This window comes from Ruegeria sp. PrR005, from assembly GCF_010500245.1.
GTDB lineage: Bacteria > Pseudomonadota > Alphaproteobacteria > Rhodobacterales > Rhodobacteraceae > Ruegeria_B > Ruegeria_B marisflavi.
Genome location: NZ_JAAGOX010000016.1, coordinates 20,139 through 37,498, shown reverse-complemented (window position 1 = coordinate 37,498; position 17,360 = coordinate 20,139). Strand labels below are relative to the sequence as shown.

The 17,360-nt window shown below is 61.8% G+C and carries 16 protein-coding genes; 7 read left to right on the top strand and 9 right to left on the bottom strand.

All coding sequences use genetic code 11. The annotated features are described in order from the left end of the window. Positions 1-21 precede the first annotated feature (21 nt). The 3 genes from accC to G0P99_RS11540 all read right to left on the bottom strand — a co-directional run bounded on the left by accC (position 22) and on the right by G0P99_RS11540 (position 2,562). Entirely contained in the window at positions 22-1,371 is a 1,350-nt protein-coding gene (gene accC, locus G0P99_RS11550; RefSeq protein ID WP_164129901.1) for an acetyl-CoA carboxylase biotin carboxylase subunit, read from the bottom strand. 10 nt (positions 1,372-1,381) lie between these two features. After that, complete coding sequence (gene accB / locus G0P99_RS11545; RefSeq protein WP_164129899.1) at positions 1,382-1,876, bottom strand: acetyl-CoA carboxylase biotin carboxyl carrier protein; 495 nt, start codon at positions 1,874-1,876, stop codon at positions 1,382-1,384. Between the two features lie 149 nt (positions 1,877-2,025). After that, the gene (locus G0P99_RS11540) at positions 2,026-2,562 is read right to left on the bottom strand and encodes a LuxR C-terminal-related transcriptional regulator (protein WP_164129897.1); all 537 of its coding nucleotides are present in this window, start codon (positions 2,560-2,562) and stop codon (positions 2,026-2,028) included. Between the two features lie 87 nt (positions 2,563-2,649). Here G0P99_RS11540 and G0P99_RS11535 point away from each other — a divergent pair, with 87 nt between their 5' ends. From G0P99_RS11535 to G0P99_RS11525, 3 genes are read left to right on the top strand one after another with little or no spacing between them, the layout of a single operon-like run. Further along, entirely contained in the window at positions 2,650-3,810 is a 1,161-nt protein-coding gene (locus tag G0P99_RS11535) for an acetyl-CoA acetyltransferase (RefSeq protein WP_164129895.1), read from the top strand. Continuing rightward, entirely contained in the window at positions 3,807-5,315 is a 1,509-nt protein-coding gene (locus G0P99_RS11530) for a class I adenylate-forming enzyme family protein (RefSeq protein ID WP_164129893.1), read from the top strand. Before G0P99_RS11535 ends, G0P99_RS11530 begins: the two co-directional genes overlap by 4 nt. Next, a complete protein-coding gene (locus G0P99_RS11525) occupies positions 5,312-6,115 on the top strand; it encodes a 3-hydroxybutyrate dehydrogenase (protein ID WP_164129891.1) in 804 nt (267 codons plus the stop codon). The genes G0P99_RS11530 and G0P99_RS11525 overlap by 4 nt, the downstream gene beginning before the upstream one ends. On the opposite strand, the gene G0P99_RS11520 is transcribed toward G0P99_RS11525, so the two are convergent. From G0P99_RS11520 to G0P99_RS11495, 6 genes are all read right to left on the bottom strand, one after another. Then, positions 6,116-6,982, bottom strand: a complete 867-nt coding sequence (locus tag G0P99_RS11520; protein ID WP_164129889.1) for a glycosyltransferase family 2 protein — start codon at positions 6,980-6,982, stop codon at positions 6,116-6,118. Positions 6,983-7,104: 122 nt separating this feature from the next. Beyond that, on the bottom strand, positions 7,105-7,860 hold the full coding sequence (locus tag G0P99_RS11515) for an ABC transporter ATP-binding protein (RefSeq protein ID WP_164129887.1): 756 nt from the start codon (positions 7,858-7,860) through the stop codon (positions 7,105-7,107). A 68-nt stretch (positions 7,861-7,928) separates the two neighbouring features. Further along, positions 7,929-8,684, bottom strand: coding sequence for an ABC transporter ATP-binding protein (locus G0P99_RS11510; protein ID WP_164129885.1), 756 nt, complete (start codon positions 8,682-8,684; stop codon positions 7,929-7,931). 12 nt (positions 8,685-8,696) lie between these two features. Then, positions 8,697-9,899, bottom strand: coding sequence for a branched-chain amino acid ABC transporter permease (locus G0P99_RS11505; RefSeq protein ID WP_164129883.1), 1,203 nt, complete (start codon positions 9,897-9,899; stop codon positions 8,697-8,699). A 3-nt stretch (positions 9,900-9,902) separates the two neighbouring features. Then, entirely contained in the window at positions 9,903-10,934 is a 1,032-nt protein-coding gene (locus G0P99_RS11500) for a branched-chain amino acid ABC transporter permease (protein ID WP_164129881.1), read from the bottom strand. Between the two features lie 104 nt (positions 10,935-11,038). Continuing rightward, on the bottom strand, positions 11,039-12,391 hold the full coding sequence (locus G0P99_RS11495; protein WP_164129879.1) for a substrate-binding protein: 1,353 nt from the start codon (positions 12,389-12,391) through the stop codon (positions 11,039-11,041). A gap of 226 nt (positions 12,392-12,617) precedes the next feature. Here G0P99_RS11495 and G0P99_RS11490 point away from each other — a divergent pair, with 226 nt between their 5' ends. The 4 genes from G0P99_RS11490 (at position 12,618) to G0P99_RS11475 (ending at position 17,358) form a co-directional block, all read left to right on the top strand. Continuing rightward, the gene (locus G0P99_RS11490; protein ID WP_164129877.1) at positions 12,618-13,916 is read left to right on the top strand and encodes a helix-turn-helix transcriptional regulator; all 1,299 of its coding nucleotides are present in this window, start codon (positions 12,618-12,620) and stop codon (positions 13,914-13,916) included. 87 nt (positions 13,917-14,003) lie between these two features. Next, positions 14,004-14,384, top strand: a complete 381-nt coding sequence (locus tag G0P99_RS11485) for a response regulator transcription factor (protein WP_164129874.1) — start codon at positions 14,004-14,006, stop codon at positions 14,382-14,384. Next, a complete protein-coding gene (locus tag G0P99_RS11480) occupies positions 14,381-14,683 on the top strand; it encodes a hypothetical protein (protein ID WP_164129872.1) in 303 nt (100 codons plus the stop codon). Before G0P99_RS11485 ends, G0P99_RS11480 begins: the two co-directional genes overlap by 4 nt. Next, on the top strand, positions 14,680-17,358 hold the full coding sequence (locus G0P99_RS11475; RefSeq protein WP_164129869.1) for an ATP-binding protein: 2,679 nt from the start codon (positions 14,680-14,682) through the stop codon (positions 17,356-17,358). Before G0P99_RS11480 ends, G0P99_RS11475 begins: the two co-directional genes overlap by 4 nt. The last annotated feature ends 2 nt before the right edge of the window (positions 17,359-17,360 follow it).

Here is a 17,360-nt window from a genome sequence, read left to right as displayed (position 1 = left end):
CGATGTGCCCGGCTCGTCTGATCAATCGGGCAGGTTCGCGGCAAGCCAGCGCTCCAGCCAGTGGATATTGTAATTGCCGTTGTGGATGTCCGGCTCTTTCAGAAGGGCGTGAAACAGGGGTATCGTCGTGTCGATACCATCCACGATCAATTCACCAAGGGCCCGATGCAGTCGAGCCAGCGCCTCGCTCCGGTCGCGCCCGTGCACGATCAACTTGGCAATGAGCGAGTCGTAGTAGGGCGGGATCGAATAGCCGTTGTAGAGAGCCGAATCCATCCGCACGCCCAGGCCACCGGGGGTGTGGTAGGCGGTGATCTTGCCGGGACAGGGGGAGAAGTTCGGCAGTTTTTCGGCGTTTATCCGCACCTCGATCGCGTGGCCGTTGATTTGCAGGTCGTCCTGGGTAAAGGACATCGGCAGCCCGGCGGCAACGCGGATCTGTTCGCGCACCAGATCGACGCCAAAGATGCCTTCGGTCACCGGATGCTCCACCTGAAGACGGGTGTTCATCTCGATGAAGTAGAATTCGCCATTCTCGTAGAGGAATTCCACGGTGCCGGCGCCGATATAGTTGATCTTGGCCACCGCATCAGCGCAGATCTTGCCGATCCGGGCGCGCTCTTCCGGTGAGATGCAGGGACCGGGGGCTTCTTCGAACACTTTCTGGTGGCGTCGTTGCAGCGAGCAGTCGCGCTCGCCCAGATGCACCGCATTGCCCTTGCCATCGCCAAAGACCTGGATCTCGATATGGCGCGGCGTGGTCAGGTATTTCTCGATATAGACCTCGTCATTGCCAAAGGCGGCCTTGGCCTCGGCCCGGGCGGTGGTAAAGGCGCGCTCCATCTCCTTTTCATCGCGCGCGACCTTCATGCCCCGGCCGCCGCCGCCAGCGGTGGCCTTGATGATCACCGGATAGCCGATGCTCTCGCCGACCCGCTTGGCTGCGGCCAGATCGGGAACTCCGCCCTCCGATCCCGGGACCACGGGAATGCCAAGCTCCTTGGCGGTTTCCTTGGCCGTGATCTTGTCCCCCATGATGCGAATGTGTTCCGCCGAGGGGCCGATGAAGGTGATGCCGTGATCTTCGACGATCTGCACGAAACCGGCGTTTTCGGACAGAAACCCGTATCCGGGATGGATCGCCTGTGCCCCGGTGATTTCGCAGGCCGAGATGATCGCGGGAACCGAAAGATAGCTCTGGGGGCTGGGCGCCGGGCCAATGCAGACCGACTCGTCTGCCATGCGCACATGCATGGCGTCGCTGTCGGCGGTTGAATGGACGGCAACCGTCGCGATCCCCATCTCGCGGGCGGCACGGATCACACGCAGGGCGATCTCGCCTCGGTTCGCAATCAGGATCTTGTCGAACATGGATTGTCCCTTATTCGATGATGACCAGCGGGGTGCCGAATTCCACGGCGTCGCCGTCACCCACCAGGATGCGTTTGACGGTCCCGGCGCGCGGGGCATGGATGTGGTTCATGGTCTTCATCGCTTCGACGATCAGCAGCGTATCGCCTTCGGAGACGCTGGCACCAACAGATACAAAGGGCGCCGCGCCCGGTTCAGCCTGGAGATAGATCGTCCCGACCATGGGCGAGGTCACTGCGCCGGGATGGGCGGCAGGATCCTCGATTGCTGCGGGTGCGGCGGTGGGCGCTGCCGGTGCCGCCGCTGCGGCGACGGGGGCGGCGGGAACAGCCATTTGGATCGGTGCGGCGGCCAGCGCCGGTGACACTCGGCTTACGCGCACGTTCAGGCTGTCGTCCTCGCCATACTCGCGTTTTACCTGCAACTCGGTCAGGTCGTTTTCCCGCAGCAGTTCGGCCAGTGCCTTGATGAATGCCACGTCCGCTTCGTGTCTGGTGTCTGTCATGAGTATCCTCGACGGTTCCCCTGGGCCCGTTGTTGATGACCGGGCTCCGTGTATTACGCGGCGTTATAGGCCAAGCGACTGCCCATGAAAAGCGCCGTATCGAATGCAAAGATGGGAGCGGTGCGGGTATTTTGCGAGGGGAAACGAGATCAAAGCGGCATACCGGACAGTTTCGCCACAAGTTCCGGCAGCTTGCGGGCGCCGAATTTCTCAAGTAGGCGCGCGCGATGCGCTTCGATCGTGCGATAGCTCAGCCCAAGCTCGGCCCCGACTTCTTTGGCTGAGAGGCCACGGCAGGTCAGAAGCGCCACATCACGTTCACGTGGTGTCAGCTCGATCACACGACGTTCTTCCGAGATGTCGGCAAAACTCCATATCCCATGGCGAAACGGGTCTTCCGGTGTCAATGACTTGCCACGTGCCCGGCACCAGAACAAATCGCCGCTGCGCCGCCGCATGATCCGTTCGTCCGTGTAATACCCAGTCTCCAGCATGGCTTGCAGGCCACGCTTGCCGATGCGTTCGAAATCCTCGTGGCTGGGATAGAGGTTCAGCAGCGGCATGTCGCGATAGTCGCCCTCGTTGCCGCCGAACATCGAGGCGAAATGCAGGTTGCACCGCCGGATGATGCGGTTTTCCAGTTCCACTAGCCCGATGGGGGCATATTCGAAGGCGGGGTCGCTCATAACTGCATCGTGGCGGGTATTTCTACGGAATTGAAGCGAAAGCTGTGTCTTGGCAGGATTTGACGCAGATCTTAGGGGGAGAGAGCCATGGTTTACATTGCTGGCTGGGGACATACCAAGTTTGGAAAGCTGACGGATATGTCGCTGGAGGACATGATCACCGCCGCGGGCCGCGAGGCTCTGACGGATGCGGGTATCGGGGCCGAGGCTGTCGACGGCGTCTGGATCGGGCATTTCAACGGCGGGCTGGTGCCGGATGGGTTCCCGGCGTCGCTGGCGATGAGCATCGACCCGGCGCTGCGATACAAGCCGGCAACGCGGCTTGAGAATGCCTGTGCCTCGGGGTCCGCGGCGGTCTTTGCGGCCCGCCAGGCGATCCTGTCGGGTGAGGCGCGTGTGGCGTTGGTGATCGGGGTAGAGAAGATGACCCACCTGCCCACCGCCGAGGTGGCCGCTGCCCTGGGCCATGCCGCCTATCAAAAGGAAGAAGCAGGCCTGTCTTTTCCGGGCGTATTTGCGATGTTCGCGCAAGCCTATTTCAACCGCTACGGCGACCAGAGCCAGGCGCTGGCCCGAATCGCCGCCAAGAACCACGGCAATTCGGTGAACAACCCGCTCGCTCAGTTGCAGAAACCGTTTGATGAGGATTTCTGCGCCGAGGTCTCGGACCGCAACCCGATGATAGCGACACCACTGAAGAAAACCGACTGTTCGCTGGTGTCCGACGGCGCTGCGGCGCTGGTGCTGGTGGCCGAGGATCTTTTGGGCGACGTGGCAAAGGCGGTGCGAATGCGGGCGGTGGCCCAGGTCAACGACATCTTGCCGATGTCCCGGCGCGATCTGCTGGCCTTTGAGGGGCCGCGCAAGGCCATTCACGCTGCCTATGCCCGGGCCGGTATCTCGGTCGGGGATCTCGATGTGGCCGAGGTGCATGACTGCTTCACCATTGCCGAGTTGCTGATCTACGAGGCGATGGGGCTGGCCGCGCATGGCCACGCGGCCGACGTTCTGGACGGTGGCGTTGTGCATCGCGGCGGCCGGTTGCCGGTGAACCTGTCGGGCGGCCTCAAGGCCAAAGGGCATCCGGTCGGCGCCACCGGCGTTTCGATGCACACGCTGGTGGCCCGGCAGGTCATCGGACAGGCGGATGCCATGCAGCACCCTGGCGCCGAATTGGGGCTGGTGTTCAACATGGGCGGATCGGGCGTAGCCAACTATGCCTCGATCCTCGAAGGGGTAAAGGCATGAACATCGGCCTTTGGCTGGCACGTCAGGCCCAGCTGAACGGCCCACGGCCGGCGCTGTTCCGGGGCCGCGAGGCGGTTGCCGATTACGCGGGCTTTCATGCCCGCGCGGCATCGGTGGCTGGTTGGTTGGTGGCGCAGGGGGTGCAATCCGGAGATCGGGTCGCGATCTTCATGAAGAACAGCCCGGATTACCTGATCGTGCAATACGGCATCTGGTATGCCGGTGCGGCCGCTGTTCCCATCAATGCCAAGCTGCACGGGCGCGAGGCGGCGTTCATTCTGGACGATTCCGACACCACGATCACCTTCGCCTCGCCGGAGCTCGGCCTCGCGCTGGCCGAGGCCGGAGCGCGGGGGCGGATCATCGATACCGAGTCCAGAGAGTTCGCGGCAATGTTCGAGACAGCCCCGATCGCCGCACCCAAAGAGCGCGATCCGAGTGATCTGGCCTGGCTTTTCTACACTTCGGGCACCACCGGCAAACCCAAGGGCGTGATGATCACCCACCGGATGCTCATGGCCGTCTCGCTCGCCTATCCGGTGGACGTTGACGTGGTGGAGGACGAGGACGCAATCCTTTACGCCGCGCCGATGAGCCACGGCGCCGGGATCTACAACATGATCCACGTGCTGAGGGGGGCTCGCCACGTCTGCCCGGTTTCGGGTGGTTTCGAGCCCCAAGAGATCTTTGACCTTGCCCGGCATTTCGAGCGGGTGCAGATGTTTGCCGCGCCCACCATGGTCAAACGTATGACCGAGGTCGCCCGTGCGACCGGCCAGGCCGGGGAAGGATTGCGCACCGTGGTTTATGCCGGTGGGCCGATGTATCTGGCCGATATCATTGAGGCGGTGGAGGTGTTCGGCCCGATCTTTGTGCAGATCTACGGACAGGGCGAATGCCCGATGGGGATTACGGCGCTGTCGCGCCATGATGTGACGGACCGTGCCCATCCGCGCTGGCGCGCGCGGCTGGCCAGCGTCGGGCGCGCGCAAGCTCCGGTGGAACTGCGCATCGGCGATGCCGATGGCCAGGCGCTGCCTCCGGGCAGCCGTGGTGAAATCATGGTGCGCGGCGACGTTGTGATGCCCGGCTATTGGCGCAATCCCGAAGCCACCGCCAAGACGATACGTGACGGCTGGCTGATGACCGGCGATATGGGTTTTATGGATGCGGACGGCTACGTGACCCTTCAGGACCGTTCCAAGGACATGATCATCTCGGGCGGCTCCAACATCTATCCTCGCGAGGTCGAGGAGGTCTTGTTGACCCATCCCGAGGTGCGCGAGGCATCGGTGGTGGGCCGGACGCATCCGGAATGGGGCGAGGAGGTGGTGGCCTTTGTCGTCGGTTCCGCGACGGCCGAGGCGCTCGACCGTCTGTGCGTCGAGAATATCGCCCGGTTCAAGCGGCCGAAACACTATCGCTGGCTCGATGAGTTGCCCAAGAACAACTATGGCAAGGTGCTCAAGACCGAGCTGCGCCGGATGCTGGAGGAAGAGAAATGACGGATCTGCGCGGGAAAACAGCACTGGTCACCGGATCGGTCCAGGGGATCGGTCTGGCAATTGCCGAGGCGCTGGCCGCGGCGGGCGCGCGGATCGCGGTGCACGGGTTAGCTGATGCGGCACAGGCTGAAACCGCCTGCGCTGGGTTGCTGGAAAAAGGCGCGCCCGAGGCGCGGTTCTTTGCCGGTGATCTGCGCGACCCTGACCAGATTGGTGCCATGATGCAGGAGGTCGCCCATTGGGGTGGCGCCGACATTCTGGTGAACAACGCGGGCATCCAGCATACCGCCTGGCTGTCGGACATGCCCGGCACGACATGGGAGGCGATTCTCGCCATCAACCTGAGCGCTGCCTTCTACACCATGCAGGCCGCCATGCCGGCGATGGCCGAGCGCGGCTATGGCCGGGTGATCAACATCGCATCGGTACATGGACTGGTAGCCTCAAAGCAGAAGGCGCCCTATGTGGCGGCCAAACACGGGTTGATCGGGCTGAGCAAGGTTGCGGCGCTTGAATATGCCTCGAGGGGAAATCGGGCAAAGGGCGCGGTGACGGTCAATTGCATCTGCCCGGGCTGGACCGATACCGCAATCCTCGAACCGCAGATCGAGGCGCGGATGGCGGCGCTGGGTACGGATCGAGACACCGCCATGGCGGACATGATGAAGGAAAAGCAGCCCTCTCTGCGCGCATCGGACCCGACCGAGATCGGTGCGCTGGCGGTATGGCTCTGCTCACCGGTGGCGCACAACCTGACGGGCACCGCGATTCCTGTCGATGGTGGTTGGACCGCGCAATAGTTACGCTCCAGAGAACCAGTCCGGCAGGCGGGTGCGGATGCGCGGCGTATCGCGCCGGGCCCGAACGACGCCGCGTTGCTCTTCGCGCACAGGCTCGACCGAAATATCGGCATAGGCACGCGGCTCGGCCTCTTCCCAAGGCAGTTCCGGCAGGGCCTCAAGCTGCTTGAAGAACCGGCGTGCGTCGGTGCCTGGATTGAGCCAGGCCGGGCCGGGGTTGCCGGTGCCGGGTTGGTCCGCCACCTCGCGCCGGTGTTGCGCCGATTTTGCCAGTTCGGTTGCGTTGGCGTATTTCAGGTGGACCAGATAGGCGCCGCGCGGCATCACGAACGGAAAGCGCGCGACCCGTGCGGGGCGCAGCTGAACCCCGTGCAGCTTCATCCCCACGCGGTTCCGAACGGCCCAGGCCTTGGAGTAGTTTCCGGTGAACAGCGCGCTGCGCCGTGCGCTCAGAACCGGCTGACCCTCGGCCAGAGTCGCGTCGCTGGCCGTTTCGCCCAAGTTCAGACCCAAGGCAAACAGTGCGTTTGTATCCTGCTGCGTGAAGAAATCCGCAAAATCGCGATATCGTGCCGGATCGAGGCAAATCAGCTCGTCCGCATCGGTTCGGATCACCCAGTCATAGATCTGGTTCAGCCCGTTCTGGAACGCGTTCAGCATGTCGCCCCGGCGGTTGTCGAAGTTGCTCAAATCCTCGCGCGGAATGGTGATGACGCTCGCTCCAGGGCAGACACGGGCGATTTCGGGATCCGCCCCATGGGCAACGACAAAAAGGTTCTCCGCTCCCAGATGGCGGGAGAAATGGGTATACCATTGGTCCAGTGCCCAATAGTCCCGGTAAACCATCGTGATGGCGCAGATCTTCATGCCAGCATCTAGTCAGGTACCAGCCTGACCGGCAAGCACCGGCGAAAAAAAACCGGCGCCCAATGGGTGCCGGTCCAAGTGTGTCGGCGCAGACCGAAGCCCGCGCGACGGGGAGTGTGGGTTCAGATCGCCAGGTACTCGGCCCGCAGTTCGGCGTTGCCAAGTACTTCGGCGGCCGATCCGTCGAACACGATGGTGCCGGTATCCAGGATCACGGCGCGGTCGGCCAGTTCCAGCGCACGCACGGCGTTCTGTTCGACAATGATCGTGGTCATTCCCTGTTCCTTGATATGGATGAGGGTCTTTTCGATCTCGTCCACGATCACCGGCGCCAGACCCTCATAGGGTTCGTCGAGCAACAGCACCTTGATGTCACGCGCCAGCGCACGGGCAATGGCCAGCATCTGCTGTTCGCCGCCCGATAGGGTCACGCCTTCCTGCTTGCGTCGCTCACCCAGCCGCGGAAAAAGCTCGTAGAGCCGGTCCAGCGACCAGCCAATGGGCGGGGCGATCTGGGCCAGTTGCAGGTTCTCCTCGACCGTCAGTCCGGGGATGATCCGGCGATCTTCGGGAACCAGACCCAGCCCCGCCTGCGCGGCCTCGTAGCTGGTCATCTTGTGCAGCGGCTGGTGGTCCAGCCAGATCTCGCCATGGGTCACCAGCGGAGAGCCGGTGCGCGCGATAGAGCGCAGGGTCGAGGTCTTGCCCGCCCCGTTGCGGCCCAGCAGGGCGAGGATCTCGCCCTCGTGCACATTGAAGTTCACACCCTGCACGATATAGCTCTCGCCGTAATAGGCGTGCATGTCCCAGACCGACAGAAAGGCCGGTGCGGTGGTGGCCTGGTTGGCGTTCTTGGAGAAATCGGGTTTTACGTTCATCGCTTATCCTTTCTCACTCATCTTGTCCGGAAACCGGTTCCCGGTTTGGGGATGAGTGACGCGCTCCCTTACGCACTTTCGCCCAGATAGGCTTCGCGCACCTTCGGATGACCCTTGATGTTTTCCGGCGTGTCCTCGACCAGCGGCGTGCCCTGGGCCAGAACGGTGATCCGCTCGGCCAGGCTGAACACCACATGCATGTCATGTTCGATGATGGCGATGGTAATATCGCGCTCGGCCTTGATCTGCTTGAGCAGGTCGATGGTGTTGTTGGTATCGGCCCGAGCCATGCCCGCAGTGGGTTCATCCAGCAGCAGCAGGCGCGGCTGCTGGCTGAGGCACATGCCGATTTCCAGCCGCCGCTTGTCACCACGCGACATGGCGGCGGCATGCATGTGGCGCTTGTCGGCCATCCGCATCTCTTCCAGCATGTGCATGGCCTGGTCCATGACATCCTTCTGACTGCCGACCGAGGGCAGGGCGTTCAGTTCGAACGCCCCGTCGCGGCGGGCGAAACAGGGGATCATCATGTTTTCCAGCACCGTCAGATCGCCAAAGATCTCGGGCGTCTGGAACACGCGGCTGATGCCCATCTGGTTGATCTCGTAAGGCGCGCGGCCCAGCACCGACTGACCGTCGAACATGACGCTGCCGCTGTCGGGGATCAGCTTGCCGACCAGACAGTTGAGCAAGGTGGACTTGCCCGCGCCATTTGGTCCGATGATGGCGTGAACGGTGTTTTCGGCCACGCTCAGGTTGACATCGGACAGCGCCTGAAGACCACCGAACCGCTTGCCCACATTCTTGACTTCGAGAATTCCCATGATCCCGGCTCCTTATTCCGCAGGCTCGTGCTTGGTCTTGGCTTCCGCCGCGCCCTTGCCGCGATTGCGGATCCATTTACCCAGCCTCTGGCCGCCTTCGACCAGGCCACCCGGCAGGAAGATCACCACCAGCATGAACAGGATACCCAGCGTCAGGTGCCAGCCCTTGCCGATGAACGGATGCACGATGAAGACCATGAAATCCTCAAGCCCGTCCGGCAGGAAGCTGAACCACTGGTGCAGGATGGTGTCGTTGATCTTCGAGAAGATGTTCTCGAAATACTTGATGAAGCCCGCGCCCAGAACCGGTCCGATCAGGGTGCCCGCGCCGCCCAGGATGGTCATCAGCACGACCTCGCCCGAGGCGGTCCATTGCATCCGCTCGGCGCCTGCCAGCGGGTCCATCGCCGCCATCAGGCCACCGGCCAGACCGGCATACATGCCCGAGATGACAAAGGCCGCCAGCGTGTAGGGACGCGGATTGAGACCGGTATAGTTCATCCGTTGCTGGTTCGACTTCACCGCCCGCAGCATCATGCCAAAGGGCGAGCGGAAGATACGGATGGCGAGATAGAACATGACCATCATGATCACCGCGCACAGATAGTAACCCGCGTTGAAATCGAAGCTCCAGGCGCCGATGTCGAGCTTGTAGGTCGAGCGCATCGACAGGCCGAACAGATGCGGCATGTCGGGCAGGCTGTCACGGTGGAAAATCTGCGGATCGTCGGCATAGACCTGAAGCCCGGTTTCGCCGTTGGTCAGGTTGAACTTGGGGTTCGACAGCACCGAATAGGCCAGCGCAAAGCTCATCTGCGCAAAGGCCAGTGTCAGGATGGAGAAGTAGATGCCCGAGCGGCGCAGGCTGACATAACCGATCAGCAGCGAGAACAGCGCGGCTACGACGACACTCAGCGCGATGGCTGGGATCACGTTGTAGCTGAGCAGCTTGAACATCCACACGGCTGAATAGGAACCGACGCCCAGAAAGGCCGCGTGACCGAAGCTGAGATAGCCGGTCAGGCCGAAGAGGATGTTGAAGCCGATGGCGAAGATGCCAAAAATCACGAACCGCTGCATCAGGTCGGGATAGCCCGCGTTGAACTGCGCCATTGCACTGCCTGCGGGGAAGGGGTTCAGGATGAACGGCGCCAGCAGGGTGAGGATCGCCACGATAATCAGAAGCGAGGTGTCTTTCTTGTCCAGTCCCAGCATGGGTTAGTCCTCCATCACGCCCTTGCGGCCCAACAGGCCCCGCGGACGGGTCAGCAGAATGATGATTGCGACCAGATAGATGATGATCTGGTTGATGCCCGGGATGGTGGTCGTTGCCCAGGTGGTCGAGGCAAAGCTCTCCAGAATACCCAGCAGGAACCCGGCCGCGACAGCGCCGGGCAGGCTGCCCATGCCGCCGACCACGACCACGACAAAGCTGAGCACCAGGAAATCCATCCCCATGTGATAATTGGGCGGGTTGAGCGGCCCGTACATGACACCCGCCAGACCGGCCACGCCGGCGGCGATGCCGAACATGATGGTAAATCGCTTGTCGATATTGATGCCCAAGAGGCCCACGGTCTCGCGATCCGCCATGCCCGCGCGCACGACCATGCCGAAGGTGGTGAATTGCAGAAAGGCAAAGACGCCGCCGATGATCACCACAGAGAAGGCGAAATAGACCAGGCGCCAGATCGGATAGATGATCGCGTTCGGGTCAAAGCCCAGCATCAGCCCGATATCGAGCGAGCCCTTGAGTGCCGAGGGTTCCGGCGTCTGGATCGGGTTGGCGCCGAAGAAATACTTGATGATTTCCTGGAGCACGATGGCAAGGCCGAAGGTCACCAGGATCTGGTCGGCATGGGGGCGCTTGTAGAAATGCTTGATCAGCCCACGCTCCATCGCATAGCCCACGGCCAGCATGATCGGGATGGCGAAAACGACCGCCAGCGGTACCGACCAGTCGATGATCGTGGCCCCGACCTCGGGTCCGAACCAGGCTTCGACATAGGGGGTGTCAACCTTCAACGGATTGCCCAGAAAGTCCTTCTGGGTTTCGTCCACGGTCTGAAAGCTCAGGTTGAGCAGGCGCTGAACGGTGACGGCGCAGAAGGCGCCGATCATGAACAGGGCGCCATGGGCAAAGTTGACGACGCCCAGCGTGCCGAAAATCAGTGTGAGGCCCAGCGCAATCAGCGCGTAGGCAGAGCCCTTGTCGAGCCCGTTCAGAATTTGCAGGATGATTGCGTCCATCGTCCCCACCTTGTGGCTGGTACCGCACGCCCTTCCCGGCAAGGGCCGGGAAGGGCGGCTTTGCGGAAGTCAGAGAATTTTCGGCGAAAATTCTCTGGTCCGGATCATGCGCCCGAGTTGCACTCGCCCAGCGAGGCTTCGGCACCGCCGAACATCGGGTGATCGGGGGCGTACATGACCTGCTCGACCGGCGTGACCTCGACGATTTCCAGCGTGTCATAGGCGTTCGACGGGTTTTGCGCCCCGCGCACAACCAGAACGTCCTTGAAGCACTGGTGGTCGTCGGCACGATAGAGTGTCTTGCCGTTGCCCAGACCGTCGAATTCGAAGCCTTCCAACGCCTCGGCCACGCCGCAGGGGTTGAAGGTTCCGGCCCGCTCGCAGGCATCGGCATAGAGCAGAACCTGCGCATAGCAGGTCTGGGCCGAGTTCGACGGCGGCTTGCCATACTTCTCGCCAAAGGATTTCACGAACGCCTTGGAGCCTTCGTTATCCAGCTGCCAGTTGTAGTTCATCGAGCCCAGCACGCCCTTGATGTTCTCGCCGGCACCCGCGGCCATCAGTTCCGAGTAGAGCGGCACGACTATCTTGAAGTCCTTGCCGTTGGCCACCTTGTCGAGCAGGCCGAACTGGATGGCGTTGGTCAGCGAGTTGACCATGTTGCCGCCGTAGTGGTTCAGAACCAGCACGTCGGCGCCCGAGTTCAGGACCGGCGCGATATAGGACGAGAAGTCGGTCGACGCCAGCGGTGTCAGCACGTTGTTGACGGTTTCCCAGCCCATGGCCTCGGTCGCGGCAGCGATCGATTCCTGCTGCGTCCAGCCCCAGGTATAGTCCGCAGTCAGGTGATAGGCGCGGCGATCGGCCCCCATCTCCTTGGACAGCACCGGCGCCAGGGCGGCGGCGGACATATAGGCGTTGAAGAAATGGCGGAAGCCGTTCTTCTTGCGGTCCTTGCCGGTGGTGTCGTTCGAGTGGGTCAGACCCGCCATGAAGATCACGCCGGCGTCCTGGCACAGGCCCTGCACGGCCACGGCCACGCCTGAGGACGAGCCGCCGTTGATCATGATGGCACCGTCCTTTTCGATCATCGACTTGGCCGATGCGCGGGCCGCGTCCGACTTGGTCTGGGTGTCGCCGGTCACAAAGGTGACCTTCTTGCCCAGGATACCGTTGCCCTTGAGCGCCTTCGAGGTGAAGGTGTTCAGGCAGCCGCCATCGCCCATCCCGTTCAGGTGCTCGACCGCCAGCTGCTGCGCCAGCAACTCGTCATTGCCTTCATCCGCATAGGGGCCGGTCTGCGGTACGTTGAAGCCAAGCGTAACGGTGGCTCCGGTCGGTTCGTTGGTATAGGCCGCAGCGGACGAGGCGGTAAAGATTGTCGGCAGAGCGACACCTGCGCCGGCAACGGCGCCTGTGCGCAGCAAGCCGCGGCGCGTAAGTTCGTTATTGGACATTTTTTCCTCCCAAAATGGCGTGCACGGTCGGCTCCTCTTCCGACCGGCGTGGCACATCTGTGCAAATAAATAATGCGTGAGAAATCGAAAATTACGCAATAAGTCCTTTATTTGGAAAGAAAATTCTGTAAATATATACACACATGGTGCGATCTTCTGGTAAACTACCTTATGTTGCGACGCAGAAACCCATTGATTTACATTCATATTCCGAAGGGGCAATGCGATGGCGCGTGACACGCTGACAGGCAGTCGGATACGCGAGCGCAGGCAGGTTGTCGGGTTTCGACAGGCAGATCTGGCGCGCAAGGTGGGAATATCGGCTTCTTATCTGAATCTGATCGAGCACAACCGCCGCAGAATCGGCGGTAAGCTTCTGGTGAATATCGCCTCGGCCCTGTCTGTCGAACCCTCTGCGCTGACCGAAGGGGCCGAGGCCGCGCTAATCTCAGCTCTTCGAGAGGCGGCGGCGACCGACGGTGCGGCCATTGCCGAAACGGATCGCGCTGACGAGCTTGCCGGTCGTTTCCCGGGCTGGGCGGAGTTGTTGGCGCAGCTTTTTCGGCGCGTGAACTCACTGGAACGGACGGTGGAGACGCTGTCAGACAGGTTGACGCATGACCCGAACCTCGCGGCCTCGCTGCACGAGGTGCTGTCGACTGCGGCGGCGATCCGTTCGACCGCTGCCATTCTGGCTGAACCCGGTGAACTGGCGGCAGAGTGGCGGGACCGGTTCCACAGAAACCTGCATCAGGATGCAGAGCGTCTGGCCGAAAGCTCAAAGTCGCTGGTCGCGTATCTCGACGATACGGACGCGGGAGAGGACCGCACAGGTGTGCCGGTTGAGCAGGTCGAGACTTTTGTCGCTGCGCGAGGACATCATTTTGCGGAGTTGGAGCGCGGCGAAGCGGTTGCCAATGTGCCTTTGAGCGAACTGCGGTCGGGTGCCGCCCGCGATATCGCGCGCAAATGGCTGGATATCTATGCCAGCGATGCCCAAGCGATGCCGTTGGACCGATTTGTCGACGCGCTGGATCGCACGGGGCTGGAACCCATGGCGCTTTGCCACGAGTTCGGAGTGGATCTGGTCGCCGTCTTTCGGCGTTTGGCAAGCTTGCCCGAAGGGACCTTGCCGCACGAGGTCGGTCTGGTCGTCTGTGACGCTTCGGGCAGTATTCTGTTTCGAAAGGCAATTGCCGGCTTTGCACTGCCAAGGCATGGAGAAAGCTGCCCTTTGTGGCCTTTATTCACCGCGCTGGGCCGCCCCCTTGTTCCCATTCGCAGGCGGGTCTGGCAATTGGGACGAAACACGGCTGAATTCGATTGCCTTGCCGTAGCTTGGCCTCAGGAAATGCCGGATTTCAATGCCGACCCGGTTTACCGATCCATCATGTTGATCCTTCCGGTACCGACGGCAGAGCGAGGCGAGACCGTTCCGCTGCCGGTTGGATCATCATGCCGGGTTTGTCCCAGCAAGGAGTGTGCAGCCCGCCGCGAACCATCGGTTTTGTCCGAAGGGTTTTGACAGCGTCGCAAATGCAGGGCTAATCTTGGAACGGCAATACGAGCGGGTGTAAACCCGCCTGCCTTTTAGGGGGAGGACAGGGCGAGGATGGGCCGACGGGTTCTGCTGATCGAGGACGAGCCGAACATTGCCGAGGCGATCCGGTTCCTGCTCACTCGCGATGGCTGGCATGTGGAAACACACGCCGATGGTGCCGACGCTGTGGAAAAGATTGCCGGTGCTTCGGCGGATCTCATCATTCTGGATGTGATGCTGCCCGGAAAAAGCGGCATGGATATCCTCAGGGAGTTGCGTGATCGTGACGATACCCGGGATCTTCCGGTGCTGATGTTGACCGCGCGCGGCCAATCGCGCGACCGCGACATGGCCGAAAAGGCCGGTGTCAGCCGTTTCATGACCAAACCGTTCTCGAATGCCGAGGTCCTGACAGCCGTGCGCGACCTGCACGCCCAGGCCTCGCAAACGTGAGCGACACGCGCGAACCGGGCAAGGACCAGGTTCAGCCGCCACCGGTGTTCCTGGAGAGGCAGAGCTATCGCCGCCGTCGCCTCATGGATGCGGCGCGGTTGCTTCCGGTTCTGGGGGCTGCGCTTTTCGCCGTACCCCTTCTCTGGCCGACCGAAGGGGAAAACGCGGTCCGGATGTCGGCTGCGATCACCTATGTGTTTAGCGTCTGGGCGGTGCTGATCCTGGTCAGCGTCGGGTTCGGCGTGGCGGCCCGGCAAGGGCAACCGTCTGACCCACAGGAACCGGAGCGCGACACATGACCTCGCTCAATGTCCTTGTCGCGGTTTGCCTGAGTTACGTGGTCTTGCTGTTCGGGGTTGCCTTTGCGGCCGATCGCCTGGCCTCGGCCGGGCGATCGACCTGGTTGCGGTCGCCGCTGGTTTATACCCTGTCCCTGTCGATTTATTGTACGGCGTGGACCTTCTATGGCGCAGTCGGCTATGCGGCGCGCTCGGGGTTGGAGTTTGTAACGATCTACCTTGGGCCCACGCTGGTCATGATCGGATGGTGGTGGGGGCTGAGAAAGCTTGTCCGCGTCGGCAGATCTCAGCGGGTCACCTCGATCGCCGACCTGATTTCCTCGCGTTACGGAAAATCCAACACGCTTGCCGTCTGCGTGACTATTCTCGCCGTCATCGGGGTGACGCCCTATATTGCGCTGCAATTGCAGTCGATCACCCTGAGTTTCAGCATTTTCGCCGAAGCCGATCCTGCTGGAAGTCATGTCGAAGGATCCAGTGCGTTTTGGGTTGCGGCCGGGCTGGCGGTTTTTGCCATTCTGTTCGGCACGCGTAACCTTGATGCCAACGAACGGCACCACGGCGTTGTGACCGCCGTGGCCATCGAAGCCGTGGTCAAGCTGATCGCTCTTCTGGCGGTGGGCGTTTTTGTTGTCTGGGGCATCGCCGGTGGCGTTGTCGATACGCTACAGCGTATTGACGCCTCCGAGATCGGTGTCTGGCAAGTGGATCACGGGCGCTGGGCGACGATCACCTTTCTCGCCGCCGCGGCCTTCGTCTGTCTGCCGCGCATGTTCCAGGTCATGGTGGTGGAAAACGATGACGAGCGCCATTTGCGCACCGCCGCCTGGGCGTTTCCGCTCTATCTGATGCTGATGAGCCTGTTTGTTGTCCCGATTGCCGTGGTCGGGCTCGAAATACTGCCCGAGGGTTCCAACCCAGATCTTTTCGTTCTGACGGTTCCCTTGGCGCAGGGGCAGGAAATGCTGGCCATGCTGTCCTTTCTCGGCGGCTTTTCCTCGGCCACATCCATGGTGATCGTTGCGGCTATGGCGCTGTCGACCATGGTGTCGAACCATATCGTGATGCCGATCTGGCTGAACGCCAAAGGGGGCGGAGCTTCGGTATCCGGCGATGTGCGGTCCGTCGTGCTCTACGCGCGCCGGGTATCCATCGCGGCAGTTCTGGCGCTCGGGTATTTCTATTACCGCCTTTCTGGCGGCGGCGCGGCGCTGGCCTCTATCGGCCTGATCGCCTTTGCCGGGATCGCGCAGATCCTGCCGGCGCTGGTGGGCGGGCTGTTCTGGCGCGGGGCAACCCGGACAGGCGCGCTGGTCGGGTTGACCGTCGGCTTTGTCCTGTGGCTTTTTACATTGCTTTTGCCGGGAATGGGCGCAGGTGTTCTGGCCCCGTCGGTAATCGAGCAGGGGCTGTGGGGTTTATCCTGGCTTAGGCCGCAGGCCCTGTTCGGCATCGAGGGGCTTGATCCGATGGTGCATTCGGTCATGTGGTCCCTGTCGCTGAATTCGGCGGCATTCTGCATCGCGTCTCTTCTGAGTTTCCCCAGCCCGTTGGAACGGTTGCAGGGGGCACAATTCGTGAACGTCTTCGACCATTCGGCGGGGCCACGCGGGTGGAGCGGATCCGTAGCCCAGAGTGAAGACCTGATGATCATGTCGCAGCGGATCATGGGCGCACGCGAGGCACAGGAATTCTTTCAGGCCGAAGCAAAGGCACAAGGCAGCCGCGCCTATTTCCCGGAACCGACCCCAGCTTTCCTGGAACGGCTCGAACGTGAGTTGTCGGGCTCGGTCGGTGCGGCCACGGCGCATGCGATGATCGGCCAGATCGTCGGCGGCTCCTCGGTTTCGGTCGAGGATCTGCTTGCTGTTGCCGACGAATCCGCTCAGCTTCTGGAATACTCCAGTCGATTGGAGGCCAAGTCGGCCGAACTGAGCCGTACTGCGCACAAGTTGCGGGATGCCAATGAAAAACTGACCCAGATTTCCTTGCAGAAGGACGCCTTCCTCAGCCAGATCAGCCACGAGTTGAGGACGCCGATGACCTCTATCCGGGCGTTTTCCGAGATTCTTCGGGACACCGATGGTCTGGAAGTGGCAGAGAAAACCCGTTACGCGGCGATCATTCATGACGAGGCGATGCGGCTTACGCGCCTCTTGAACGATCTGCTGGATCTCAGTGTCCTGGAAAACGGCCAGGTGTCTCTCAACGTGACCGAGGGTATGTTGGTGGATGTGATCGACCGCGCGATTTCCACGGCGCTGACCGGCTCTGCCAACCCATTGAAGTTGCGGCGGAACCGCGCTGCCGAACGTATTTCTATTCGAACCGATCTCGACCGTCTGACCCAGGTGTTCATCAACCTGATCGCAAACGCACAGAAATACTGTGAGTCCCACGAGCCCACCTTGACGATTTCCGTGCATGACGTAGGTGGCCGGGTTGTCGTCGACCTGGTGGACAACGGCAGCGGTATCCCGCCGCATTCCCAGAAGATGGTTTTTGAAAAGTTTGCTCGTGTCAGCGCCGAAAAGGCAGGTGGCGCCGGACTTGGCCTGGCGATTTGCCGTGAGATCATGCAGCGGCTTGGCGGCAATGTCATCTATCTACCAGGGCAGGAAGGGGGCGCTTTCCGTGTCAGCCTGCCGCTCGGATTGGAAATCGCCGCACAGTGATC

What these genes read in the sequence shown, in the direction of transcription:
- accC (WP_164129901.1), bottom strand. Translation starts at nt 1,371, where the DNA reads ATGTTCGACAAGATCCTGATTGCGAACCGAGGCGAGATCGCCCTGCGT.
- accB (WP_164129899.1), bottom strand. Translation starts at nt 1,876, where the DNA reads ATGACAGACACCAGACACGAAGCGGACGTGGCATTCATCAAGGCACTG.
- G0P99_RS11540 (WP_164129897.1), bottom strand. Translation starts at nt 2,562, where the DNA reads ATGAGCGACCCCGCCTTCGAATATGCCCCCATCGGGCTAGTGGAACTG.
- G0P99_RS11535 (WP_164129895.1), top strand. Translation starts at nt 2,650, where the DNA reads ATGGTTTACATTGCTGGCTGGGGACATACCAAGTTTGGAAAGCTGACG.
- G0P99_RS11530 (WP_164129893.1), top strand. Translation starts at nt 3,807, where the DNA reads ATGAACATCGGCCTTTGGCTGGCACGTCAGGCCCAGCTGAACGGCCCA.
- G0P99_RS11525 (WP_164129891.1), top strand. Translation starts at nt 5,312, where the DNA reads ATGACGGATCTGCGCGGGAAAACAGCACTGGTCACCGGATCGGTCCAG.
- G0P99_RS11520 (WP_164129889.1), bottom strand. Translation starts at nt 6,982, where the DNA reads ATGAAGATCTGCGCCATCACGATGGTTTACCGGGACTATTGGGCACTG.
- G0P99_RS11515 (WP_164129887.1), bottom strand. Translation starts at nt 7,860, where the DNA reads ATGAACGTAAAACCCGATTTCTCCAAGAACGCCAACCAGGCCACCACC.
- G0P99_RS11510 (WP_164129885.1), bottom strand. Translation starts at nt 8,684, where the DNA reads ATGGGAATTCTCGAAGTCAAGAATGTGGGCAAGCGGTTCGGTGGTCTT.
- G0P99_RS11505 (WP_164129883.1), bottom strand. Translation starts at nt 9,899, where the DNA reads ATGCTGGGACTGGACAAGAAAGACACCTCGCTTCTGATTATCGTGGCG.
- G0P99_RS11500 (WP_164129881.1), bottom strand. Translation starts at nt 10,934, where the DNA reads ATGGACGCAATCATCCTGCAAATTCTGAACGGGCTCGACAAGGGCTCT.
- G0P99_RS11495 (WP_164129879.1), bottom strand. Translation starts at nt 12,391, where the DNA reads ATGTCCAATAACGAACTTACGCGCCGCGGCTTGCTGCGCACAGGCGCC.
- G0P99_RS11490 (WP_164129877.1), top strand. Translation starts at nt 12,618, where the DNA reads ATGGCGCGTGACACGCTGACAGGCAGTCGGATACGCGAGCGCAGGCAG.
- G0P99_RS11485 (WP_164129874.1), top strand. Translation starts at nt 14,004, where the DNA reads ATGGGCCGACGGGTTCTGCTGATCGAGGACGAGCCGAACATTGCCGAG.
- G0P99_RS11475 (WP_164129869.1), top strand. Translation starts at nt 14,680, where the DNA reads ATGACCTCGCTCAATGTCCTTGTCGCGGTTTGCCTGAGTTACGTGGTC.